21 protein-coding genes are annotated in these 22,294 nt (G+C 62.5%); 19 read left to right on the top strand and 2 right to left on the bottom strand.

All coding sequences use genetic code 11. The features are described from left to right. Position 1 precedes the first annotated feature (1 nt). Together K5E37_RS19925 and K5E37_RS19920 are read left to right on the top strand one after the other, a co-directional pair. Entirely contained in the window at positions 2-1,597 is a 1,596-nt protein-coding gene (locus K5E37_RS19925) for an iron ABC transporter permease (protein WP_085603495.1), read from the top strand. After that, a complete protein-coding gene (locus K5E37_RS19920; RefSeq protein ID WP_221534929.1) occupies positions 1,594-2,646 on the top strand; it encodes an ABC transporter ATP-binding protein in 1,053 nt (350 codons plus the stop codon). The genes K5E37_RS19925 and K5E37_RS19920 overlap by 4 nt, the downstream gene beginning before the upstream one ends. Here K5E37_RS19920 and xerC read toward each other — a convergent pair whose 3' ends face one another. Beyond that, complete coding sequence (xerC, locus tag K5E37_RS19915) at positions 2,647-3,492, bottom strand: tyrosine recombinase XerC (protein WP_260404351.1); 846 nt, start codon at positions 3,490-3,492, stop codon at positions 2,647-2,649. A 447-nt stretch (positions 3,493-3,939) separates the two neighbouring features. Between xerC and arnB the strand changes: the two genes are divergently transcribed. From arnB to K5E37_RS19865, 10 genes are read left to right on the top strand one after another with little or no spacing between them, the layout of a single operon-like run. Then, positions 3,940-5,088 (top strand): UDP-4-amino-4-deoxy-L-arabinose aminotransferase, encoded by a 1,149-nt coding sequence (gene arnB, locus K5E37_RS19910; protein WP_221534928.1) that lies wholly within the window; start codon positions 3,940-3,942, stop codon positions 5,086-5,088. Further along, positions 5,085-6,107 (top strand): undecaprenyl-phosphate 4-deoxy-4-formamido-L-arabinose transferase, encoded by a 1,023-nt coding sequence (arnC, locus tag K5E37_RS19905; protein ID WP_221534927.1) that lies wholly within the window; start codon positions 5,085-5,087, stop codon positions 6,105-6,107. The genes arnB and arnC overlap by 4 nt, the downstream gene beginning before the upstream one ends. Further along, complete coding sequence (gene arnA / locus K5E37_RS19900) at positions 6,104-8,095, top strand: bifunctional UDP-4-amino-4-deoxy-L-arabinose formyltransferase/UDP-glucuronic acid oxidase ArnA (RefSeq protein WP_221534926.1); 1,992 nt, start codon at positions 6,104-6,106, stop codon at positions 8,093-8,095. The genes arnC and arnA overlap by 4 nt, the downstream gene beginning before the upstream one ends. After that, on the top strand, positions 8,095-8,979 hold the full coding sequence (arnD, locus tag K5E37_RS19895) for a 4-deoxy-4-formamido-L-arabinose-phosphoundecaprenol deformylase (protein WP_221534925.1): 885 nt from the start codon (positions 8,095-8,097) through the stop codon (positions 8,977-8,979). The genes arnA and arnD overlap by 1 nt, the downstream gene beginning before the upstream one ends. Continuing rightward, on the top strand, positions 8,976-10,625 hold the full coding sequence (gene arnT / locus K5E37_RS19890; protein WP_221534924.1) for a lipid IV(A) 4-amino-4-deoxy-L-arabinosyltransferase: 1,650 nt from the start codon (positions 8,976-8,978) through the stop codon (positions 10,623-10,625). The genes arnD and arnT overlap by 4 nt, the downstream gene beginning before the upstream one ends. After that, positions 10,622-10,966 carry a 4-amino-4-deoxy-L-arabinose-phosphoundecaprenol flippase subunit ArnE gene (gene arnE, locus K5E37_RS19885; RefSeq protein ID WP_221534923.1) on the top strand — a complete coding sequence of 115 codons (345 nt, stop codon included), beginning with the start codon at positions 10,622-10,624 and terminating at the stop codon, positions 10,964-10,966. The genes arnT and arnE overlap by 4 nt, the downstream gene beginning before the upstream one ends. Then, positions 10,963-11,367 carry a 4-amino-4-deoxy-L-arabinose-phosphoundecaprenol flippase subunit ArnF gene (gene arnF, locus K5E37_RS19880; RefSeq protein ID WP_085603468.1) on the top strand — a complete coding sequence of 135 codons (405 nt, stop codon included), beginning with the start codon at positions 10,963-10,965 and terminating at the stop codon, positions 11,365-11,367. The genes arnE and arnF overlap by 4 nt, the downstream gene beginning before the upstream one ends. Beyond that, positions 11,364-12,743, top strand: coding sequence for a UDP-glucose/GDP-mannose dehydrogenase family protein (locus tag K5E37_RS19875; protein ID WP_221534922.1), 1,380 nt, complete (start codon positions 11,364-11,366; stop codon positions 12,741-12,743). The genes arnF and K5E37_RS19875 overlap by 4 nt, the downstream gene beginning before the upstream one ends. Continuing rightward, positions 12,716-14,335, top strand: a complete 1,620-nt coding sequence (locus tag K5E37_RS19870) for a glycosyltransferase family 39 protein (protein ID WP_221534921.1) — start codon at positions 12,716-12,718, stop codon at positions 14,333-14,335. Before K5E37_RS19875 ends, K5E37_RS19870 begins: the two co-directional genes overlap by 28 nt. A 36-nt stretch (positions 14,336-14,371) precedes the next feature. Next, positions 14,372-14,899, top strand: coding sequence for a GNAT family N-acetyltransferase (locus K5E37_RS19865; protein WP_221534920.1), 528 nt, complete (start codon positions 14,372-14,374; stop codon positions 14,897-14,899). On the opposite strand, the gene K5E37_RS19860 is transcribed toward K5E37_RS19865, so the two are convergent. Beyond that, entirely contained in the window at positions 14,883-15,848 is a 966-nt protein-coding gene (locus K5E37_RS19860) for a LysR family transcriptional regulator (protein ID WP_085603460.1), read from the bottom strand. The two genes, K5E37_RS19865 and K5E37_RS19860, sit on opposite strands and share 17 nt — an antisense overlap. 299 nt (positions 15,849-16,147) lie before the next feature. Here K5E37_RS19860 and argH point away from each other — a divergent pair, with 299 nt between their 5' ends. From argH to K5E37_RS29485, 7 genes are all read left to right on the top strand, one after another. After that, positions 16,148-17,575 carry an argininosuccinate lyase gene (gene argH, locus K5E37_RS19855; protein WP_085603458.1) on the top strand — a complete coding sequence of 476 codons (1,428 nt, stop codon included), beginning with the start codon at positions 16,148-16,150 and terminating at the stop codon, positions 17,573-17,575. A 150-nt stretch (positions 17,576-17,725) separates the two neighbouring features. Continuing rightward, positions 17,726-18,604, top strand: a complete 879-nt coding sequence (locus K5E37_RS19850) for an amino acid ABC transporter permease (protein ID WP_221534919.1) — start codon at positions 17,726-17,728, stop codon at positions 18,602-18,604. Positions 18,605-18,614: 10 nt separating this feature from the next. After that, positions 18,615-19,379 carry an amino acid ABC transporter ATP-binding protein gene (locus K5E37_RS19845; RefSeq protein WP_007951284.1) on the top strand — a complete coding sequence of 255 codons (765 nt, stop codon included), beginning with the start codon at positions 18,615-18,617 and terminating at the stop codon, positions 19,377-19,379. A 39-nt stretch (positions 19,380-19,418) separates the two neighbouring features. Beyond that, positions 19,419-20,243: an ABC transporter substrate-binding protein gene (locus K5E37_RS19840; protein WP_085603455.1), complete on the top strand. Its 825-nt coding sequence runs from the start codon at positions 19,419-19,421 to the stop codon at positions 20,241-20,243. A 147-nt stretch (positions 20,244-20,390) separates the two neighbouring features. Beyond that, positions 20,391-21,239: a polysaccharide deacetylase gene (locus K5E37_RS19835; protein WP_221534918.1), complete on the top strand. Its 849-nt coding sequence runs from the start codon at positions 20,391-20,393 to the stop codon at positions 21,237-21,239. Beyond that, positions 21,232-22,122, top strand: coding sequence for a polysaccharide deacetylase (locus K5E37_RS19830; RefSeq protein WP_221534917.1), 891 nt, complete (start codon positions 21,232-21,234; stop codon positions 22,120-22,122). Before K5E37_RS19835 ends, K5E37_RS19830 begins: the two co-directional genes overlap by 8 nt. Beyond that, on the top strand, positions 22,119-22,294 hold a 176-nt coding region (locus tag K5E37_RS29485; RefSeq protein WP_260404350.1), incomplete at its 3' end, for an MmgE/PrpD family protein. The genes K5E37_RS19830 and K5E37_RS29485, both read left to right, overlap by 4 nt.

The following is a 22,294-nucleotide window of genomic DNA, read 5'->3' as shown; positions in this document are numbered from 1 at the left end:
GATGCCTGAACCGCTGCCTGCGGAGATCGCTGCGGCGCCCTCCGCCCATGTGTCACGCCGGACCCGCGCCCTCAATGGGCGCGGGAGTCCGTGGGTGGTCGTGCTGGCCATCGGGGTTTCGCTGCTGTCGTTGGTGCCGATCGGCTTCGTGATCGGCGTGTCGTGGTACACCGGCTGGGCGACCATCGAAGCCTTGGTCTTCCGCCCTCGGGTCGCCGAACTGCTGATCAATACCGTGCTGCTGGTGTTGATCACGCTGCCGATCTGCATCGTGCTCGGCACCACCCTGGCGTGGCTGACCGAGCGCACCGACCTGCCGGGGCGAAGGTTGTGGTCATTGCTGGCGGTCGCGCCGCTGGCAGTGCCGGCGTTCGTGCACAGTTACGCGTGGGTCAGTCTGATTCCGTCGATCAATGGATTGCCGGCCGGGGTGCTGGTATCGGTGATCGCCTATTTTCCGTTCCTCTATCTGCCGATTGCGGCGACGTTGCGTCGTCTCGATCCGGCGATTGAAGACGTCGCCGAATCCCTCGGCCTCAAGCCATGGGCGGTGTTTTTCCGGGTGGTGTTGCCGCAACTGCGCCTGGCGATCTGCGGCGGTGCGTTGCTGGTCGGCCTGCATTTGCTGGCCGAGTATGGCCTGTACGCGATGATCCGTTTCGACACCTTTACCACGGCGATTTTCGACCAGTTCAAATCGACCTTCAACGGCCCCGCCGCCAACATGCTCGCCAGCGTTCTGGCGCTGTGTTGCCTGGCGATGCTGGTGGTGGAATCCGGCGCCCGTGGTCATGCGCGGTACGCCCGCGTCGGCTCCGGCAGCGCTCGTGAGCAACGCACCGTGCGCCTGCAACGACGCACCGCCGCGCTGGGTTTATGCCTGCAAGGCCTGACCTGCCTGCTGGCCCTCGGCGTGCCGTTGCTGACCCTCGGCAAATGGCTGATCGCCGGTGGCGCCGAAGTCTGGCAAGGCAATGAACTGCTGCCGGCGTTGCTGCAAACACTGTCGTTCGGCGTGGCCGGCGCACTGTTGACCAGCCTCGCGGCGATCCCGATTGCCTGGCTGTCGATCCGCGCCCCCGGCAAGCTGCAACGCCTGCTCGAAGGCTGCAACTACATCACCAGCGCTTTGCCGGGAATCGTGGTTGCCCTTGCGCTGGTCACCGTGACCATCCACTTCGCCCGACCGATCTACCAGACCACGATCACCGTGCTGCTGGCCTACCTGCTGATGTTTCTGCCCCGGGCGCTGGTCAGCCTGCGCGCCGGGTTTGCACAGGCGCCGGTGGAGCTGGAGAACATCGCACAAAGCCTCGGTCGCTCGCCGTTGCGCGCCCTGTGGCTGATCACCTTGCGTCTGGCGGCGCCCGGTGCGGCGGCGGGCGCGGCGCTGGTGTTTCTGGCGATTACCAATGAACTGACCGCGACCCTGCTGCTCGCGCCCAACGGCACGCGCACCCTGGCCACCGGTTTCTGGGCCATGACCAGCGAAATCGACTATGCCGCCGCAGCGCCTTATGCACTGCTGATGGTGCTGCTGTCGCTGCCGCTCACGGCCATCCTCTATCACCAATCCAGGCGCAGTGCCGGCCGATGAACGCTCTCGACATCATTTCCTTAAGCAAATCCTTTGGCGCGCAAACGGCACTGGACAACATCTGCCTGTCCGTTCCGACCGGCAGCCGCACGGTGATCGTCGGTCCGTCCGGCTCCGGCAAGACCACCCTGTTGCGGATGATTGCCGGGTTCGAATTCCCCGACGCCGGCAGCCTGACGCTCAACGGCCAGACCCTGGTCGACAGCACCCACGCCGTGCCCGCGTATCAACGGCAGATCGGTTACGTGCCGCAGGACGGCGCGCTGTTCCCGCACATGACCGTGGCCGACAACATCGGCTTCGGGCTGGCGGAAACCGGCAGTACCCGAACCGAGCGCATTCAGGCGCTGATGGACAGCGTCGCCCTGAACGCCGACATGGCCGCGCGCTGGCCCCACGAACTGTCCGGCGGTCAACAGCAGCGAGTGTCACTCGCCCGGGCACTGGCCCAGCGGCCGCGCCTGATGCTGCTCGACGAGCCCTTTTCCGCCCTCGACACCGGCCTGCGCGGCGCCATGCGCAAAATGGTCGCGCGCCTGCTGGAAGATGCCGGCGTGACCACGATTCTGGTGACCCACGATCAGGGCGAAGCACTGTCGTTCGCCGACCAGTTGGCCGTCATGCGTGATGGGCGGCTGGTGCAGTCGGGGCATCCGATGGACCTCTATCGCTACCCAGACGACGAACAGACCGCGCGTTTTCTCGGCGAAGCCGTGGTCATGCCCGCCCGGATCGAAGCCGGTTGGGCCCATTGCGATCTGGGTCGGGTGGCGGTCAACACCAACGGTTTTTCCGGCGCCGCGCAGATCATGCTGCGGCCCGAACAGCTGCAACTGTCGGACATCCCCGCCGATCCGGACGGCTGTCACGCAGTGGTCACTGATCGGGACTTTGGCGGTAACGTCTGCACCCTGACGGTGGAACTTCGCTCCCAGGCCAGCCCCGGGCGCTCACTGCTGGTGCGCAGCTCCGGCATGCACGCGCCACCCGCCGGCAGCGCTGTGCAGTTGTCCATTCTGGGAGCGGCCCACGTCTTTGCAACACCCTGACTACAGGTCGAAGCGATCCACCGCGAGGCGCCGCTCGTTGTCGTCCCGCACGTCATAGTTGGCGGTCGTCTGGATGTTGCTGTGATGGGCCAGCTTCTGGGCGATCGACAGGTCGTGCTCTTCGATCACCCGGGTGATGAACGAGCGCCGGAAATCATGGGGCATGATCTTCACCCCGACCTGAGTACCGCGCTGGCGGGCGATGTAATAGATCGCATGCTTGGTGATGCGCTCGCGGGTGATGTGACTGCCACGGCGAATACGGTTGAACAGAAACGCGTCGTCGCTTTCGCCTTCCTTGAGTTCCGAGCGACGGAACTCCAGCCACGCATTCAGTTTGGCGAACGCCCAAGCCGGCGCGTACTTGATCAGTTGTTTGTTGCCCTTGGCGGTGACGCACAGACTGCGTTCGGTGAAGTCCACCTGATTCAGGTCCAGATCCACCGACTCCGACTTGCGCATGCCGGTGCCGTACAACAGCGCAATCACCGCCGCATCGCGCAAACCTTGTGGTCGCGGATCGGCCGCGCAAACTTCCATCAATTCATGAATCAGCGTGCGCTTCAGATTGCGCCCCTGAGACAGTCGCGTGCCGGCAATGCCTTTGACCGAGCGCATCTTCAACAGATGGTCCTGGCTGATAAGGCTCATGCGCCACGCTTCATTCATCACACCGCGAATCGCGTTTACATACAGCGAAGAAGTGTTCGGTGCGTAATTGTCGGCGCGCAATGCAGCGACTAACGCAACGACGTCATCCGGTTGCAGCCCGTGCCAGGGAATGTCCTCAAGGTTCACGTCTTCAAAACCGAGACGGTCGGCAGCGTCCTGCAACACGTAACGCATGGTCAGTTGGCTGGAGGGCGCCAGGCGCGCCAGATAAACAGTCAGCGGATTGCTGTTGGAGGGTGAGGATTCAGTACTCGACAAGTCAATCAAACGAAACGGCCTTGAATAAGAAACAGTTCAACAAAACAACTAAAAACGGCAACAAAACTTAAATAAGACGGGGCACTTCTGTAGGACTTTTCTACTAAAAACGCCGATGAACGGAAGAAGTCTGAACGGTGGCTGTATAAGTTTCAGATAGACGAATCACCAACCGCTTTTTCATGTTCCTTTCACAAAAACGCGCATAACCTTAAATGCATCCGGTGGGCCCCGAATGGCTCACAACGTGCCGTCCGGGGACGCAAAAGTCAATCAGGCATTCCCCGGGTGGTACTTCAAACCCTTGAAAACACGTGTTTTTCAGACAATTGGCTGAAGGATGGCTGTCGCCCCGAGGTTCTTATGAGTCAAGCGTTTCTCCCGTTTTCCCGCCCCAGTATCGGTGAAGAAGAAATTGCCGCCGTCGAACAAGTATTGCGTTCGGGCTGGATCACCACCGGGCCGAAGAATCAGGCATTGGAAGAACACTTCGGCAACTATGTCGGTAGTCGGCACGCCGTAGCACTTTCCTCGGCCACCGGTGCCATGCATGTAACTTTACTGGCGCTGGGGATCGGCCCCGGCGATGAAGTCATCACCCCGTCGCAGACCTGGGTGTCCACCGCCAACATGATTTCCCTGCTCGGCGCCACGCCGGTGTTCGTCGATGTCGACCGCGACACCCTGATGACCGACGCCGCGCGCATCGAAGCCGCCATCACGCCGCGCACCAAAGCGATCATTCCCGTGCATTACGCCGGCGCTGCGTTCGACCTTGATCCGCTGTACGCACTGGCTGACAAACACGGCATCGCCGTGATCGAAGACGCCGCCCACGCCGCTGGCACTCGCTACAAGGGCCGCCACGTGGGTTCGCAAGGCACCGCGATCTTCTCGTTCCACGCGATCAAGAACATGACCTGCGCCGAAGGGGCGATGTTCGTCACCGACGACGAAGCCTTGGCCAACCGTGTGCGCATGCTCAAGTTTCATGGCCTGGGCGTCGATGCCTACGACCGCCTGACCCACGGCCGAAAACCCCAGGCCCAGGTGATCGAGCCCGGTTTCAAGTACAACCTGGCCGACATCAACGCCGCGATTGCGCTGGTGCAACTGGAGCGTCTGGACGCAATCAACGCCCGCCGCACCGAACTGGCCACGCAATACCTGCAAAAACTCGAAGGCCTGCCGGTGCAACCGCTGGCCGTGCCGCAGTACGCCCAACAACACGCCTGGCACCTGTTCATCCTGCGCATCGACAGCGAGCACTTCGGGATCGATCGCGAAGCCTTCATGAAGGGTTTGCAGGAGCAAGGCATCGGTACCGGCATCCACTTCATCGCCACCCACCTGCACACCTGGTATCGCCAGCGTGATCCGCACCTGTCCCTGCCCGACACCGAGTGGAACTCGGCGCGGCTGTGCTCGATTCCCTTGTTTCCCGACATGACCGACCAGGATCTGGACCGGGTCGTCGGGGCCATTGAACACCTGATGGGGAAACGCCCGTGAGACCTTATCCGATTCATTGCGTGTCGATCGTCATCCCGGTCTACAACGAAGAAGACAGTCTGCCGGAGCTGCTGCGCCGCACCCAGGCCGCCTGCCAGCAATTGCGGCATGACTACGAAATCGTGCTGGTCGACGACGGCAGCCGCGACGCCTCCGCGCAATTGCTCGAAGACGCCGCGTCAGTCGAAGACAGCCCTTTCGTGGCGGTCATCCTCAACCGCAACTACGGCCAGCACGCGGCGATCATGGCCGGTTTCGAACAGTGCAAGGGCGACGTGGTGATCACCCTCGACGCCGACTTGCAGAACCCGCCGGAAGAAATCCCGCGCCTGGTGGCCGAGGCCGAAAAAGGCTTTGACGTGGTCGGCACCGTGCGCGGCAATCGCCAGGATTCGGCCCTGCGCCGTTATCCGTCGAAACTGATCAACCTCGCCGTGCAACGCTCCACCGGCGTTGCCATGAGCGACTACGGTTGCATGCTGCGCGCCTACCGCCGCGCGATCATCGACGCGATGCTCGCCTGCCGCGAACGCAGCACGTTCATCCCGATCCTCGCCAACAGCTTCGCCCGCCACACCACGGAAATCACCGTGGCCCACGCCGAGCGCGAACACGGCGATTCGAAATACAGCCCGATGCGCCTGATCAACCTGATGTTCGACTTGATCACCTGCATGACCACCACACCCCTGCGCCTGCTGAGCATCGTCGGCTTCGCCATGGCCGGGCTCGGCGTGCTGTTCGCCGCGGCGCTGATCGTCATGCGCCTGGCCTTTGGCGCCGGATGGGCCGGCGATGGCCTGTTCGTGCTGTTCGCCGTGCTGTTCGTGTTTACCGGTGGCCAGTTCATCGGCATGGGCCTGCTGGGCGAATACCTGGGGCGCATGTACAGCGATGTGCGCGCCCGCCCGCGTTTCTTCATCGAAAAGGTCCTGCGCGGGCACCCCGCCTCGCCGGCCCCCGCCATCACCGTTGACGGCCTCACTTCCAACTCCACGTCCGATCAGGTTCTCTCATGAGCGCAAAAACCGTTGTCTTCGCCTACCACGATATTGGCTGCGCCGGCATTCAAGCCCTGCTCGACAGCGGCTACGACATTGCGGCGGTATTCACCCATGCCGATGACCCACAGGAAAATGCGTTCTACGCCTCCGTCGCGCAACTGTGCGCCAACAAAGGCATCGCGGTTCATGCACCGGAAGACGCCAACCACCCGCTGTGGATCGAGCGGATTGCCAAGCTCGATCCGGATTACATCTTCTCGTTCTACTATCGCAACCTGCTGAGCGAGCCCTTGCTGGCCACCGCCAAAAAAGGCGCGTTCAACCTGCACGGCTCTTTGCTGCCGCGCTACCGTGGCCGCGCCCCGGCCAACTGGGTGCTGGTCAATGGCGAAACCGAAACCGGCGTTACCTTGCACCGCATGGTCAAGCGCGCCGACGCCGGCGCCATCCTCGCCCAGCAACGCGTGGCCATCGAACGCAGCGACACCGCGCTGAGCCTGCACGGCAAACTGCGGATTGCCGCCAGCGACCTGCTGCGCGATGCTCTGCCGGCGATGTTGCACGGCAAGCTGCGGGAAACTCCGCAGGACGAATCCCAGGCCACGGTGTTCGGTCGTCGCACTCCGGCAGACGGCAAACTGGTCTGGGCGCAACCGGCAGAGCAACTGTTCAACCTCGTGCGGGCCGTGACTCAGCCTTACCCCGGCGCCTTTTGCGCCGTGGGCGAGCACAAGCTGATCGTGTGGAGCGCCGACGTGGTCAAGTGCAACGAAGGCCAGGCGCCGGGCCGGGTCATCAGTGTCGATCCGCTGCGCATCGCCTGCGGTGAAGATTCGCTGGTGATCAACGCCGGCCAGCGCAACGACAACGGCCTGTACCTGAGCGGCCCGCAACTGGCCAATGAACTCGGTCTGGTGGACGGTTCGCTGCTGCGCGGCGCCGAATCCGGCCGTGGCCCGCGCCGCACGCGGGTGCTGATCCTCGGCGTCAACGGTTTCATCGGCAACCATTTGTCCGAGCGCCTGCTGCGTGACGATCGCTACGAAGTCTATGGCCTGGACATCGGTTCCGATGCCATCGACCGGCTGCGCAGCCACCCGCGTTTTCACTTCGTCGAAGGCGACATCAGCATTCACTCGGAGTGGATCGAGTACCACATCAAGAAATGCGACGTGGTCCTGCCACTGGTGGCCATCGCCACCCCAATCGAATACACGCGCAACCCGCTGCGGGTGTTCGAACTCGACTTCGAAGAAAACCTGAAACTGGTGCGCTACTGCGTCAAATACAACAAGCGCGTGATCTTCCCGTCGACCTCGGAAGTCTATGGCATGTGCCAGGACAAGCACTTCGACGAAGACAGCTCGAACCTGATCGTCGGCCCGATCAACAAGCAGCGCTGGATCTACTCGGTGTCCAAACAACTGCTGGACCGGGTGATCTGGGCCTACGGCGCCAAGGGCCTGAATTTCACCCTGTTCCGTCCCTTCAACTGGATGGGCCCACGGCTGGATCGCCTCGATTCGGCGCGCATCGGCAGTTCCCGGGCCATCACCCAGTTGATCCTCAATCTGGTGGAAGGCACGCCGATCCGCCTGTTCGACGGTGGCGAGCAGAAACGCTGCTTCACCGACATCGCCGACGGCGTCGAGGCGCTGGCGCGGATCATCGATAACGACAACGACGTCTGCAACGGCCAGATCATCAACATCGGCAACCCGGACAACGAAGCCAGCATTCGTCAGTTGGGCGAAGAACTGTTGCGCCAGTTCGAGGCTCACCCGTTGCGTTCCAACTTCCCACCGTTCGCCGGGTTCCGCGACGTGGAAAGCAAGGCGTTCTACGGCGCCGGTTACCAGGACGTCGAGCACCGCAAACCGAGCATCGCCAACGCCAAGCGCCTGCTGGACTGGACGCCGACCGTGGAAATGCGCGAGACCATCGGCAACACGCTGGATTTCTTCTTGCGTGAAGCAATGGCCGAAATCGAGAGCAAGCGTTGATGCAGGCCGGTTTGCGCATCGACGTCGACACCTTTCGCGGCACCCGCGAAGGTGTGCCGCGCTTGCTGGAAATCCTCGATGAAGCGCAGATCAAGGCGACGTTTTTCTTCAGTGTCGGCCCGGACAACATGGGCCGGCATCTGTGGCGCCTGATCCGTCCGCGGTTTCTCTGGAAGATGCTGCGCTCCAACGCCGCCGGCCTGTACGGCTGGGACATCCTGCTGGCGGGCACCGCCTGGCCGGGCAAACCGATCGGCCGCGACCTCGGGCACCTGATGCGTCAGGCCCGGGCCGCCGGCCACGAAGTCGGCCTGCACGCCTGGGATCACCACGGCTGGCAGGCCAATGCCGGGCGCTGGAGCGATGCGCAACTGGTCGAGCAGATCCGTCAGGGTGTCGACACCTTGAGCGACATCCTCGGCGAAAAGGTCACGTGTTCGGCCGCCGCCGGTTGGCGTGCGGACGAGCGTGTGATCGAAGCCAAGCAAGCCTTCGGCTTTCGCTACAACAGCGATTGCCGTGGGCAGCGGCTGTTCCGCCCGTTGCTGTCTGACGGCTCGGTCGGTGCGCCGCAGATTCCGGTGGACTTGCCGACCTTCGATGAAGTGGTCGGGCCGAGTGTGGCGGCGAAGGACTTCAACGCCTTCATCCTCGACCGGTTCCGCCCGGACAACCTCAACGTCTACACCATTCACGCCGAAGTAGAAGGGATTCTGATGGCCGAAGATTTTCGTCGACTGCTGGCCGACGCACGCCAGCGAGATATCAACTTTCAGCCGCTGGGCGACTTGCTGCCCGAGTTTCTCAACACCCTGCCCGTCGGCCGTGTGCAACGCGGTGCCCTCGAAGGCCGCGAAGGCTGGCTGGGAGTGCAAGGCGCATGAGCAAACGCTGGGCATTGCCGCTGTTGCTGGGGATTTTCCTGCTGGCCTGTCTGCTGCCGCTGGGCAGTCATGGTCTGTGGATTCCCGATGAAACCCGTTATGCGCAGATCAGCCAGGAAATGCTGTTGAGCGGCAACTGGGTGTCGCCGCATTTCATGAACCTGCGTTACTTCGAAAAACCGGCGGCCGGTTACTGGATGATCGCCCTCGGGCAGGCCGTGTTCGGGCAGAACCTGTTCGGCGTGCGGTTTGCCTCGGCCCTGAGTACCGGGCTGAGCGTGCTGCTGTGCTTCCTCATCGCTCGCCGTTTGTGGAATGACCCGCGCAAAAGCTTCGTCTGCGCCCTGCTCTACATGAGCTTCGTCATCGTCGCCGGCCAGGCCGGTTACGCCAACCTCGATCCGCAATTCACCTTCTGGGTCAACCTGAGTCTGGTGGCGCTGTGGTTTGCCCTCGACAGCCGCTCCAACGGTCAGCGCCTGGCCGGTTGGGCGGTGCTGGGCCTGGCCTGCGGCATGGGCTTCATGACCAAGGGTTTTCTCGCCTGGCTGCTGCCGGTGCTGATCGCTTTGCCGTGGATGCTCTGGCAAAAACGCTGGAAGGAATTGCTGCTGTACGGCCCGCTGGCCATTGCGGTGGCGATCATCGTCAGCCTGCCGTGGGTGTTGGCGGTGCACGGTCAGGAACCGGATTACTGGCGGTTCTTCTTCTGGCACGAGCACATCCGCCGCTTTGCCGGGGACGATGCCCAGCATGACGCGCCGTGGTGGTTCTACCTGCCGCTGCTGGTGGCGTTCAGTCTGCCGTGGGTCGGGATGTTGCCGGTGGCATTCAAGCAGGCGTGGCAGACCCGCCGCGAAACCGGCATCGCGTTTCTCGGCCTGTGGCTGCTGATGCCGCTGCTGTTCTTCAGCCTGAGCAACGGCAAGCTGCCGACCTACATCCTGCCGTGCCTGCTGCCGCTGGCGTTGCTGCTGGGCCATGCGCTGGCCGATCGCTTGCGCCTGGAGCAAGGCCGGGCGCTGGGCCTCAATGGTCTGCTGAACCTGTTGCTGGGACTGGTCACGCTGATCGGACTGGTTTACGTGCAACTGAAGCGTCCGCTGTACGACCACGAATTGCACAGCCTGGTGCTGGTGTTCATCGCCCTGACCGGCTGGATCATCAGCAACCTGCTGCAAGCCTTCCGCCCGTTGCAATGCTGGGCGGCGCCAGCGGTGGGCAGCCTGTTGCTGATCGCATTGCTGCCGGCGGCACTGCCCAAATCGGTGGTGGCGAACAAGATGCCCGATCAGTTCGTGCTCGCCCACCAGACGGAACTGGCGGCCACCACGCACCTGTTGAGCAACGATCTGGGCGCCGCGTCGGCCCTGTCCTGGCGGGTCAAACGCCCGCAGGTGGCGATGTACAACACGATAGGCGAATTGAAATATGGCCTTGCCTATCCTGATGGCATTCACCAACGGGTCGATCCCGATCAGGTGCAACAGTGGATGCGCGACGCCCGCAAGACCGGTTCGGTCGGCGTGCTGATGCGGGTCAAGGGGCAAGACGAACTGGACGAACTCGACAGACTGCCCAAGGACGGCGTTCGTTATGAGCAAGGCAATCTGGTGATCGTGATTCTTCCGCAGGAGGCCTCATGAGTCTGTGGCTGCTGTTGCTCGCCTGCGTGCTGACCTGCCTGGGCCAGGTCGCGCAGAAATTCGCCGTCGAGAGCTGGCGCGGTGCGAGCCTGTCGTGGTCACGCAAAGTGCGCTCGCCGTGGCTGTGGTTGGCGCTGTTTGCCCTCGGCACCGGTCTGCTGGTGTGGCTGCTGGTATTGCAGCGTCTGCCGGTCAGCATCGCCTACCCGATGCTCAGCCTCAACTTCGTGATCATCACCTTGATCGCCCGCTTTGTGTTCAAGGAGCCCGTCGACGTTCAACACTGGTTCGGCGTGTTTTTGGTAATCGGTGGCGTGGCGTTGTTGGGGCAGCAGTCATGAACCAGCGTCGTGGAATCTTCTTCGCCCTGGCCAGCGTGCTGCTGGTCAGCGTGGCGCAACTGAGCATGCGCTGGAGCATGACGCGCCTGCCCCGGCCGGATCAGTGGCTGGCCGTGCCCAGCGTCGATTCAGTTGCGCTGGCCGTGGTGCTCGCGGCGATCTTCGCCTATGCGCTGTCGATGCTCTGCTGGCTCGCCGCCCTGCGCGATCTGCCGCTGGGCCGGGCCTATTCGCTGCTGAGCATCAGCTACGCGCTGGTGTACCTGTTGGCGGCCAGCCTGCCGCTGTTCAACGAATCCTTCAGTTTCTCTAAATCACTGGGCGTGGCGCTGGTCATGCTCGGGGTCATCACCATCAACACTCGTCCGGCCCGTGCGCCCGAATTGAGGAGTTCGCCATGAAAATCACAGTGTTTGGTAGCGGTTATGTCGGCCTGGTGCAGGCCGCCGTGCTGGCCGAAGTCGGCCATGACGTGGTGTGCATGGACATCGACGAGAAAAAAGTCGAGCTGCTGCGCCAGGGTTACGTCAGCATCTTCGAGCCCGGACTGGCAAGCTTAGTCCGCGAGGGTCTGGACGCCGGGCGCCTGCAATTCACCTGCGATGAAAAACTCGCGGTGCAGCACGGCAAGGTCGCGTTCATCGCCGTCGGCACCCCGTCGAAAGAAGACGGCTCGGCCGACCTGCGTTATGTGCTGTCGGTGGGCGACGCCGTGGCCCGCCACCGTGAGCAGCCGCTGATTCTGGTGGAGAAATCCACCGTACCGGTCGGCACCGGCGACACCTTGCGCACCCACCTGGACAAAGCGCTGATCAAGGCCGGGCGCCTGTTGCAGTTCGATATCGTGTCCAACCCGGAATTTCTCAAGGAAGGTTCGGCAGTCGCCGATTGCCGTCGGCCGGACCGGATCGTCATCGGCTGCGAGCGCGAAGAAGTGCGCGACGTGATGCGCGATCTGTATTCGCCGTTCAACCGCAATCACGACCGCATCATGTTCATGGACCTGCGCAGTGCCGAGCTGACCAAGTACGCGGCCAACTGCATGCTGGCGACCAAGATCAGCTTCATCAACCAGATCGCCGAACTGGCCGAACACCTGGGCGCGGACATCGAATCGGTGCGCCAGGGCATCGGCGCCGACAGCCGCATCGGCTACCACTTCATCTACCCCGGTTGCGGTTACGGCGGCTCGTGCTTCCCCAAAGACATGCGCGCGCTGATCCACAGCGCCGAAGAGGCGCACTGCTCCAGCGATCTGCTGCAAGCGGTGGAAGCGATCAACCAGCGGCAGAAGCACAAGCTGTTCGAACGCATCAACGCGTTCTACAAGGGCGAACTGCGCGGCAAGACCTTCGCCCTGTGGGGCCTGGCCTTCAAGCCGAACACCGACGACATGCGCGATGCGCCGAGCCGGGTTTTGCTGGAGTCGTTGTGGGCCGCCGGCGCCAGCGTGCGGGCGTTCGACCCGGAAGCGATGCAGGAAACCCAGCATCTGTACCCGGAAGAATCGAAACTGATGCTGATGGGCACCCCGGAATCGGTACTCGCCGGTTCCGATGCCTTGATCATCTGCACCGAATGGCAGCAGTTCAAGGCGCCGGATTTCGACCTGATCCAGCAACGCCTCAAGGCTCCGGTGATCTTCGACGGCCGCAACCTGTACGACGCCGAACGCCTGGCCCGCAACGGCTTCCATTACTTCCCGATGGGCCGTGGCGAATCGCGCACCTTGCCGATTCCGTTGCAGCAATGGCCGCACGCCTCGGACGTGGCTTGATCGGTTTAACCCCTGCCCTGCACCGGCAGTCCCTGATCGCAGGGCTGCTGGCGTTTCTGCTGTTCATCGCCGGCGTGTACGGGCAGGCGCCCATCGGTTTCGACTCGCGCTTCGTGCTGTTCGCCCAGGAAATGCTGCGTCACGGGCCCAGTGTGTTTCCCACCACTTATGGTGAGCCGTACGCCGATTATTCGTCGCTCTCGACCTTGTTCATCTGGCTGTTGTCGTTGCCGTTCGGGACGGTCAACAGCCTGACGGCGTGGCTGCCGAGCGCTGTCGCCGGCGCGGTGATCGTGACGTTGATGTATCGCTTGCTCGCGCCTTCGTCCGTGCGCTGGGCGGTGGTCAGCATCGCGCTGCTGATGCTCACCAGCACCTTCATCACCGAGACCCGCGCGGTGTCGCAGGACCTGATGCTCGCCGCCGTGGCGTTCTCGGTGTTCTACCTCGGCTATGCCCATGACCATTTCGCTGCCGGACGACGCTGGCCGCTGGTGTTCATTCTGTTGCTGCTGGGATTTGGCATTCGCGGGCCGATCGGGCTGGTGGTGCCGACCGGCATGCTGTGCAGTTACTACCTGCTGGATCGCCAATGGTCGCGCCTGTTGACCTTCGGCGCGCTGGCTTCGCTGTTGCTGGCGGCCTGCGTCGGGCTGTTGTTGTGGCTGGCGGAGGTCAGCGGTGGGCCGGCGTTTCGTCAGGACGTGATCCGCATGCAGTTCATGGGGCGCATGGACGGCAGCGAAGGCGTCAGCGGTTCGCTGTATTACTTCACCAGCTCACTAGGCAACTACGCGCTGGCGTATCCGCTGGCCTTGCTGGCACTGGTGGCGGCGTGGCTGAGCAAGCCCAGCCAGCGCGGCCCGGCTTTGCGACTGGTGCAGTATTGCGCTGCTGCGGGGTTGATCGTGATGCTCGGGCTGTCGATTCCGCAGGCGAAAAAGGCCCGTTACCTGCTGCCGATGCTGCCCATGGCGGCGATCATTGCGGCGTACCCGTTTCAGGTAGTGCATGGCCGGGTGTTTGCGTGGCTGCGTGTCGCCATGCAGGGATTGTGGTTGTTGATTCCCGCGTTGTTGATCGCTTTGTTGTGGGTGGCGAAGCGGCGGTTTCCCGAGTCGTTGACCGACCTGACGCCGGTAATGATCGTGCTCGGATTGCTGCAACTGGCCGCGTTGTCGCGGTTGTGGCTGCCGCGCTGGCGAACCGAAGTCCTCGCGCTCAGCGCTGTTTTGGCGGTCTGGTCGGCGTACGCGCTGGTGTTCGAGCCGGTGGAGCGCCAGCTGTATGACACGCGAACCTTCAGCCAGGCGGCACTCGCGCGCATCCACGAGCAACCTGCGCCGCTAGTGCTGCACGGCATGGGCAAGGATGCCAAGGCGATCAAGTTTATGGTCAACGTCGAGCAGGATCTGCAACCGCTGTTCACTGAAACCACGCAAGCACTCGAAGCGCTCAAGGGGCCGGCATGGCTGATGATGGATCGCAGCGACTATCAGGCCCTGCAAGGCACGCCGCTCGGAACGCTGCGGCCGGTGCTGAGCGGGCGTTTCGACAAAAACGATTATGTGTTGCTGTGGCTGACGCCTTAACCTGCGCGACGTGATTTCGACAGGAACCGCTGACTGATGACCTTTACCGTGCGACAGGCCCTGGCAGCCGATGCCACCGCCCTCCCCGCCATCGAGCGCTCGGCCGCCGAACTGTTTCGCCTCGACCCGTCACTGGCCTGGCTGGCGGATGCGTCTGTGCCGCAGGCGTCGGCGCATTTACCGGCCATTGAACGGGGCGAACTGTGGGTCGCGGAAAACAATGACGGGCAACTTGCAGGTTTTTTAAGGGCGGTGACTGTCGACCAACAGTTGCACATTGAGGAACTGTCCGTCAGCCAACACTTTCAGGGCCGGGGCGTCGGTCGCAAGTTGCTGTTGGCGGCGATTGAACAGGCGCGTCTGTGGCAACTTCGAGCGGTGACGCTGACGACCTTTCGCGATCTGGCGTGGAATGCGCCGTTCTATCAACGCATGGGTTTTGCGCTATTGAACGCCGAGGACACGGACGTGCGTCTGAACCATGTATTGCTCGATGAAATCGCTCACGGATTGCCCGGCGAGCGACGTTGCGCCATGCGCCTGATACTCACGCCGTCGGCTTGAGATCAACCCCCAGCGCCTGGGCGAACGCCTTGACCAACGGACTGCGCACGGTGTTGTGGCGCAGGATCAGATTGAACGGCGTGTCGAAGTGGATCAGCTCCGGGCACACCGCGCGAAACTGCCCGGCGGCCACCAGTGTGGCGGCGTAATGCTGGGGCAGAAAGCCCACGAAACGCCCGGTCTTGATCAGCAGCGCCACCGCTTCGACCTGGGTCGCCGAGGCGGAAAAACTGTCGTAGCGGGCAAAGTTGAGCTTGTCGCGATGGATCGCGTAGCGGTGGTTGATGCACTCGTAATCCTGCAATACGTTGCCGCCCATCTGCTCCGCCGGCATCTCGAACAACGGGTGGCCGACGGCGCAGTAAGCCTGCGAGCGTTCTTCATAGAGCGGGTAATAATCGAACTCTTCGCGTTTTTGATAAACCGGGACTATTCCGGCAACTAAGCGACCTTCCACCACGCCTCTTTCCACTTCATCCAGCTGGGTCGCCTGAAGTTGAAATCTTACTTTCGGCGAGTGTTCATTTATTTTTCTAAGCGCAGCAACTAACGGTGAATTATCGTCACTGATCGTATTATCGATCACCCCCACTCCGAGATCGCCGATAAGTTCATTCTGCGCTGAACTAAGCCGGTCACGAAAGTTGTCGACCGAGGCAAACAGATCGATCGACGCCTGATACACCAGACGCCCTTCTTCGGTCAGGTGAAACCCTTCGCGCCCCCGGGTGCACAGCCGCATGCCGATGCGGATTTCCAGGTCGGAGATCTGCTTGCTGATCGCGGCCAGGCCCACGTTCAGCTCGTTTTGCGCCGCGCTGAAGCCGCCGGCCTCGACCACCGCCTTGAACACCTTGAGCAGTTTGAAATCCAGTCCGCTGAGGGCCAAAGGTGCCCGGTGAGCGGTTTTGACCGGTGGGTTTCCGGAATTGGAAAGTGGGGTTTCCATAATGCTGATTTACCTCTGGCGCAATGTTCAACAATCTGTGTCCAACAACAAAAACATCGCCGGCTAATAATAATGATCACAGAAAACAAGCCTTGGCAACCGCCAAAAAATCCCGAACATCAGTGCCAACTCACTGATCGCCAAACATTAAAAGCTGACACTTCGATCAGCTCTTGTCTCTTTGCAACTGCCCTCTTGAAAACTGCTTTGGCCTGATTCCGTCTGCTGATTGTTCGGCACGTTTTTTCAGGGCCATGCACACCGATTTCAGTTCGCGTTACCGACGAGGAAAACAACAAATGTCTCAAACCACCGACCGTCTCTGGGGTGCCCGTTTCAAAAGCGGCCCGTCCGCAGCCCTGGCGGCCCTGTCCCGTTGCCCCGAGCGCTATTTCCGCCTGACGCCGTACGATCTGGCCGGCTCCAAGGCCCACGCCGGGGAACTGCAACGTGCCGGCCTGCTGGATGAGCAGGAAACCCGCACGATGATCGAAGCCCTGGACGGCATCGGTGCCGATTTTGCTGCCGGGCGCATCGCCCCGACGCTGGACGACGAAGACGTTCACACCTTCATCGAGCGCCTGCTGACCGAGCGCCTCGGCGCACTGGGCGGCAAGCTGCGCGCCGGCCGTTCACGCAACGACCAGACCGCCAACGACCTACGCCTGTTCCTGCGTGACCACGTCCGCACCCTGGCCGTGGAAGTGCTGGCCCTGCAAACGGCGCTGGTGGGTCAGGCCGAGCAGCACGTCGAGAGCATCTGCCCGGGTTTCACTCACCTGCAGCAGGCGCAGCCGATCGTGTTCGCCCACCACTTGCTGGCCCACGCGCAATCGATGTTGCGTGACGTGCAGCGACTGGTGGACTGGGACACCCGCACTTCGCTGTCGCCCCTCGGTGCTGCGGCCATGGCCGGTTCCGCGATCGCTCGCCAGCCGCAGCAGTCGGCCAAGGAAATGGGCTACGCCGGGGTCTGCGAAAACTCCATCGACGCCGTGGCCAGCCGCGATCACGTCGCCGAATTCCTGTTCATCGCCAGCATGCTCGGGATCAACATCTCGCGTCTGGCTGAAGAGTTCTGCCTGTGGTCGTCGCGCCAGTTCCGCTGGGTCGACCTGGACGACGCCTACGCCACCGGCAGCTCGATCATGCCGCAGAAGAAAAACCCCGACATCGCCGAACTGGCGCGGGGCAAGGCTGGGCGTCTGATCGGCAACCTGACCGGCCTGCTGTCGACGCTCAAATCCCTGCCGCTGTCGTACAACCGCGACCTGAGCGAAGACAAGAACGGCGTGCTCGACAGCGTCGACACCCTGCTGCTGGTGCTGCCGGCGATGGCCGGGATGGTCGCGACCATGACCGTCAACGTCGAGGAACTGCGCCGTCAGGCACCGCTGGGTTTCACCCTCGCCACCGAAGTCGCCGACTGGCTGGCGGTGCGCGGCGTGCCGTTCAAGGAAGCGCACGAAATCACCGGTGCGCTGGTTCAGGCCTGCGAGAAACACGACCTCGAATTGTGGGAAGCCTCGCCGGCGCTGCTGGCCGAGATCGACCCGCGCCTCACGGCAGACGTGCGTGACAGCCTGACCCTGGAAGCCGCCATCGCCGCCCGCAGCGGCTGGGGCGGCACCGCGCCGCAACAGGTGCGCGAGCAGATCGGCCGCCTGAAAACCGCCCTCGCCGCGCAGCAACAGTGGACCGAAAACTACCAGGGCTTCCGCCTCTAACGGCCAACACGCAAACCCTGTAGGAGCGAGCCTGCTCGCGATGGCGATGGATCAGCCAGCAGAGATGTCGAGAGTGCTGCCGCAATCGCGAGCAGGCTCGCTCCCACAGTGGAATGCGGTGGATTTGAAAGTACAGTTCGGAGAAACACCATGAGCCAGACTCAGGCAGAACGACTCCAGGCGGAGCGCAAACTGGCGGAAAACCAGTTCGACATTACCCAGTACCAGCACGTGCCACGGCGTTATTACGGGCGGATCTTCTTTGCCACCGTGATCGTCATCGCGATCATCGGTCTGGTGCGGGCTTTCGCCGAAGGCAAGATCGAATGGTCGTACATCGGCCAGTTCCTGACCTCCGAAGCGATCATGTGGGGCCTGTTTAACACGATCGTCATGGCCGTGCTGGCCATGGCGCTGGGCATCGTGTTCGGGGTGATCACCGCGATCATGCGCATGTCGGCCAACCCGATCCTGCGCTACGTGGCCGTGACCTACACCTGGCTGTTTCGCGGTACGCCGCTGATTCTGCAACTGCTGTTGTGGTTCAACCTGGCGCTGATCTTCCCCACCATCGGCATTCCCGGTCTGTTCGAACTCGACACCGTGAGCCTGATGACGCCGTTCGTGGCTGCCCTGCTCGGCTTGAGCATCAACCAGGGCGCCTACACCGCTGAAGTGGTGCGCGCCGGCCTGCTGTCGGTGGACACCGGCCAGTACGAAGCCGCCAAGTCGATCGGCATGCCGCGCCTGCAAGCGCTGCGCCGGATCATCCTGCCCCAGGCCATGCGGATCATCATTCCACCGGTCGGCAACGAGTTCATCGGCATGGTGAAAATGACCTCGCTGGCGAGCGTCATCCAGTACTCGGAACTGCTCTACAACGCCCAGAACATTTACTACGCCAACGCCCGGGTCATGGAGCTGCTGATCGTCGCCGGTATCTGGTACCTGGCCACCGTCACCGTCCTGTCCTTTGGTCAAAGCCGTCTGGAGCGTCGTTTCGCTCGCGGCGCCGGCAAGCGTTCTTGAGGAATTCGTCATGAGAAGCATCGTCAAGGCCGTGAGCCTGAACAAATATTACGACCAGTACCACGCGCTCAAGGACATCAACATCGAGGTCGAGCAAGGCGAAGTGCTGTGCATCATCGGCCCGTCCGGCTCGGGCAAGAGCACCCTGCTGCGTTGCGTCAACCAGCTGGAAAAGATCGACAAGGGCGGCCTCTGGGTCGACGGCGAACTGGTCGGCTACCGTGTCGTCGGGCACAAGCTGCACGAACTCAACGAGTCGCAGATCGCCCGTCAGCGCCTGGCCACCGGCATGGTGTTCCAGCGCTTCAACCTGTTCCCGCACATGACTGTGCTGCAAAACATCATCGAAGGCCCGTGCCAGGTGCTCAAGCGTTCGCCCAAGGAGGCGCACGAAGAAGCCCTGGAACTGCTGGCCCGGGTCGGCCTGGCCGACAAACGCAACAGCTACCCGATTGAACTGTCGGGCGGTCAGCAGCAACGGGTGGCGATTGCCCGCGCCCTGGCCATGCGCCCCAAGCTGATGCTGTTCGATGAACCCACTTCGGCACTCGACCCGGAACTGGTCGGTGAGGTGCTGTCGGTGATGCGCGATCTGGCGCAGACCGGCATGACCATGATCGTCGTCACCCATGAACTGGGCTTCGCCCGGGAGGTTTCCAACCGCATGGTGTTCATGGACGGCGGGCAGATCGTGGAGGCTGGAAGCCCCGAAGAAATACTAATAAGTCCGCAAAACCCGCGCACCCAAAGCTTCATTTCTGCCGTTCGAACCTGAGGCCCCTTTGGCCTTCACAACACTCATAAGAGAACGTCCATGAAGAACTTCGTCATTCCAGCAGTACTCACCTCCCTCATGTCTTGCGGTTTCGCCGTGGCCGCCGAGTTGCCGGCCAGCATCAAGGAAAAAGGCGAGATCGTCGTCGCGATCATGCCCAACTATCCGCCGATGGATTTCAAGGACCCGGCCACCAACAAGCTCACTGGCCTTGACTACGACCTGGGCAACGCCCTGGCCGAACGCCTCGGGGTGAAGATCAAGTGGCAGGAAACCGGCTTCGAGCAAATGATCAACGCCCTGACCACCGACCGCGTGGACATGGTCCTGTCGGGCATGACCGACACCGCCGAGCGTCAGGCCAGCGTGACCTTCGTCGACTACTTCACCAGCGGCCCGCAGTTCTACACCTTGCAGAAAAATGCAGCGACCAACGAGATCATCGACCTGTGCGGCAAGAAAGTCGGCACCAGCCGCCGCACCACCTTCCCGGCGGAAATCGCCGCGTGGAGCAAGGAAAACTGTGAAGCGGCCGGCAAACCTGCAATCAACGTGATCGGCACCGAAGGCTCGGCCGACGCCCGTGCGCAACTGCGCCAGAGCCGTATTGATGCGGCGATGCAGGGCAGCGAAACCCTGTCTTACCTCAAGACCCAGGAAAAGGACATGTACAAGACGGTCGGCCAGCCGATCTCCGTGCAGTTCACCGGGCTGGGGGTGAGCAAGAAGAAGCCTGAGCTGAGTGAAGCCGTGAAGGTGGCGTTGCAGAGCATGGTGGATGACGGCAGCTATAACGCGATTCTGAAGAAGTGGGATCTGGAGTTGGGTGCGATCAAGGATGTGACCATTAACGCCGGCAAGTAATTTTGCAGGCACCGCGACCCTATGTGGGAGCGAGCCTGCTCGCGATGAGGCCGGCACATTCAACATTGATGCCGCCAGTCATACCGTCATCGCGAGCAGGCTCGCTCCTACAGGTCAGGTGCCCATCTTCAGACAGTTGGAGCACCCTTGATGTCCTCCCCCCAACCCACCTGGCCCGACCAGCACAAAGCCTGCCTCGCCTTGGCCTTCGACCTCGACGGCCCGACCGGCGATGCCATGCTCAACAACTCGATCTGGCACAAACCCGAATACTTCGGCTTCGGCGGCTACGGCCCGTACCGCGCCCTGCCGCGCCTGCTGGATCTGCTCGACGCCTTCAAGATCCCGACCACTTTCTTCGTCCCCGCCTGGGTCGTGGAAAACTGGCCGAAACAATGCCAGGCCATCGTCGAGCGCGGTCATGAAGTCGCCTACCACGGCTACAAGCACGAATCCTTCTACGCCCTGACGCTGGACCAGCAGCAGGCCGTGATGAACAAATCCCGCGACGTGTTCTGGCAATACCTGCACATCCGCGCCGAGGGTTTTCGCACCCCGTCCGGCGACTGGCGTGCCGAAACCCCGGCGATGCTGGCCGACAACGGCGTCATCTATTCCAGCAGCATGCGCGGCGATGATCGCCCGTATCTGGTCAACGTCCCCGGCCACGACACGCCGCTGGTGGAAATCCCCGGTCGCTGGGAAATGGACGACTACGCCTCCCTCGCCTACACCCGCGCACCGAACTTCCCGTCCGGGCTCGATCGCACCGCCAGCTACGAGCTGACCCTCGACAACTGGCAGCGCGAGTACGACGGCGCGATGGACGAAGGCCTGTGCCTGACCACCCTGTTCCACCCGAAAATCACCGGCAAACCGGGGCGCATCCTGTTGCTGGAGAAACTCTTCGAACACATGCGCCAGCGCGATGACGTGTGGTTCGCCACCTGCCGCGACGTCGCCCGCTGGTGGCTGAAGGAGCATCAACATGGCTGACGCTGACAACCTCTGGCCCGCCGGCAAACGCTGCGCGGTGGTGCTGACCGTCGATTACAACGACATCCACGGCATTCTCACCCAGGCCCCGGAAGTCGCCGGGCGCGACAAGACGCTGTCGGTGTGGCGCTACGGCACGCAACGCGGCGTCGAGCGATTGCTCGGCCTGTTCAGGGAACTCGGGGTGCGCAGCAGTTGGTTCGTGCCCGGCATCGTTGCCGAGGAAAACCCGCAGCACATCGCCGCGATTCTGGCTGACGGGCATGAGATCGCCTGCGCCGGTTACCGCCATCAGGATTACGACACGCTGGATCTGGCGGCGCAAAGCGCGGAAGTCGCCAAGGGCTGTGCAGCGCTGGAAGCATTGACCGGCGTGCCTCCAACCGGTTTCCGGATTCCGGCGGGCAACGGCGCGCCGGGCTTCATCGAAACCTTGAAAGATCACGGCATTCTCTGGTCGTCATCTTGGCGTGGCGATGACCTGCCGTTCTTGCATCCGACCGCGCCTGAAGTGGTCGAGCTGCCGCTGCATTACGAACTGGAAGACGAGCCCTACTTCGCCTTCAACCTGAGCCCGGCCGTGCCGCCGGCACAATCGCGGATCGCTTCCTACAGCCACACCCTGGGCAACCTGCAAATGGACTTCGCCGGGTTTCACCGCTTCGGCCTGTGCTACGTGCTGCGCCTGCACCCGGAAATCATCGCCACGCCGGGGCGCATCGGCGTGCTGCAGGAATTGCTGCAAGGCATTCAGCAGCACGACGATGTGTGGATCGCCACCGGCGCTGAGGTCGCGCAGTGGTGGGCGCAAACGGCGGCGCCGGTTGCGCAGGATCATCCGGCGTCGGTGTATGAGCGCCATTATCGGGACTACCTCGTATGACGGAACGCATGCAGCGGCTGGCGCAGTTTTGCGTCGAAACGCGGTTTGAAGATCTGCCGCCAGCGTTGGTGGAACAGGCCAAGCGACACATTCTCGACACCTTCGGCGCAGCGCTGGCCGGGGCCGACAGTGCGGTGGCGCTTCAGGCGCGGCAGGTATTCGGTGCAGAGCC

It is taken from the genome of Pseudomonas sp. RIT778, from assembly GCF_019718735.1.
GTDB lineage: Bacteria > Pseudomonadota > Gammaproteobacteria > Pseudomonadales > Pseudomonadaceae > Aquipseudomonas > Aquipseudomonas aphyarum.
This window is presented reverse-complemented; position numbering and strand designations above follow the sequence as displayed.

Excerpts from the sequence above, each read along its gene's own strand:
- arnT (WP_221534924.1), top strand. The coding sequence starts at position 8,976 with ATGAGCAAACGCTGGGCATTGCCGCTGTTGCTGGGGATTTTCCTGCTG.
- K5E37_RS19875 (WP_221534922.1), top strand. The coding sequence starts at position 11,364 with ATGAAAATCACAGTGTTTGGTAGCGGTTATGTCGGCCTGGTGCAGGCC.
- xerC (WP_260404351.1), bottom strand. The coding sequence starts at position 3,492 with ATGCGTTACGTGTTGCAGGACGCTGCCGACCGTCTCGGTTTTGAAGAC.
- K5E37_RS19830 (WP_221534917.1), top strand. The coding sequence starts at position 21,232 with ATGGCTGACGCTGACAACCTCTGGCCCGCCGGCAAACGCTGCGCGGTG.
- argH (WP_085603458.1), top strand. The coding sequence starts at position 16,148 with ATGTCTCAAACCACCGACCGTCTCTGGGGTGCCCGTTTCAAAAGCGGC.
- K5E37_RS19920 (WP_221534929.1), top strand. The coding sequence starts at position 1,594 with ATGAACGCTCTCGACATCATTTCCTTAAGCAAATCCTTTGGCGCGCAA.
- K5E37_RS19870 (WP_221534921.1), top strand. The coding sequence starts at position 12,716 with ATGGCCGCACGCCTCGGACGTGGCTTGATCGGTTTAACCCCTGCCCTG.
- K5E37_RS19850 (WP_221534919.1), top strand. The coding sequence starts at position 17,726 with ATGAGCCAGACTCAGGCAGAACGACTCCAGGCGGAGCGCAAACTGGCG.
- K5E37_RS19865 (WP_221534920.1), top strand. The coding sequence starts at position 14,372 with ATGACCTTTACCGTGCGACAGGCCCTGGCAGCCGATGCCACCGCCCTC.
- arnE (WP_221534923.1), top strand. The coding sequence starts at position 10,622 with ATGAGTCTGTGGCTGCTGTTGCTCGCCTGCGTGCTGACCTGCCTGGGC.
- arnA (WP_221534926.1), top strand. The coding sequence starts at position 6,104 with ATGAGCGCAAAAACCGTTGTCTTCGCCTACCACGATATTGGCTGCGCC.
- K5E37_RS19860 (WP_085603460.1), bottom strand. The coding sequence starts at position 15,848 with ATGGAAACCCCACTTTCCAATTCCGGAAACCCACCGGTCAAAACCGCT.
- arnB (WP_221534928.1), top strand. The coding sequence starts at position 3,940 with ATGAGTCAAGCGTTTCTCCCGTTTTCCCGCCCCAGTATCGGTGAAGAA.
- K5E37_RS19925 (WP_085603495.1), top strand. The coding sequence starts at position 2 with ATGCCTGAACCGCTGCCTGCGGAGATCGCTGCGGCGCCCTCCGCCCAT.
- K5E37_RS19840 (WP_085603455.1), top strand. The coding sequence starts at position 19,419 with ATGAAGAACTTCGTCATTCCAGCAGTACTCACCTCCCTCATGTCTTGC.
- arnD (WP_221534925.1), top strand. The coding sequence starts at position 8,095 with ATGCAGGCCGGTTTGCGCATCGACGTCGACACCTTTCGCGGCACCCGC.
- arnF (WP_085603468.1), top strand. The coding sequence starts at position 10,963 with ATGAACCAGCGTCGTGGAATCTTCTTCGCCCTGGCCAGCGTGCTGCTG.
- K5E37_RS19845 (WP_007951284.1), top strand. The coding sequence starts at position 18,615 with ATGAGAAGCATCGTCAAGGCCGTGAGCCTGAACAAATATTACGACCAG.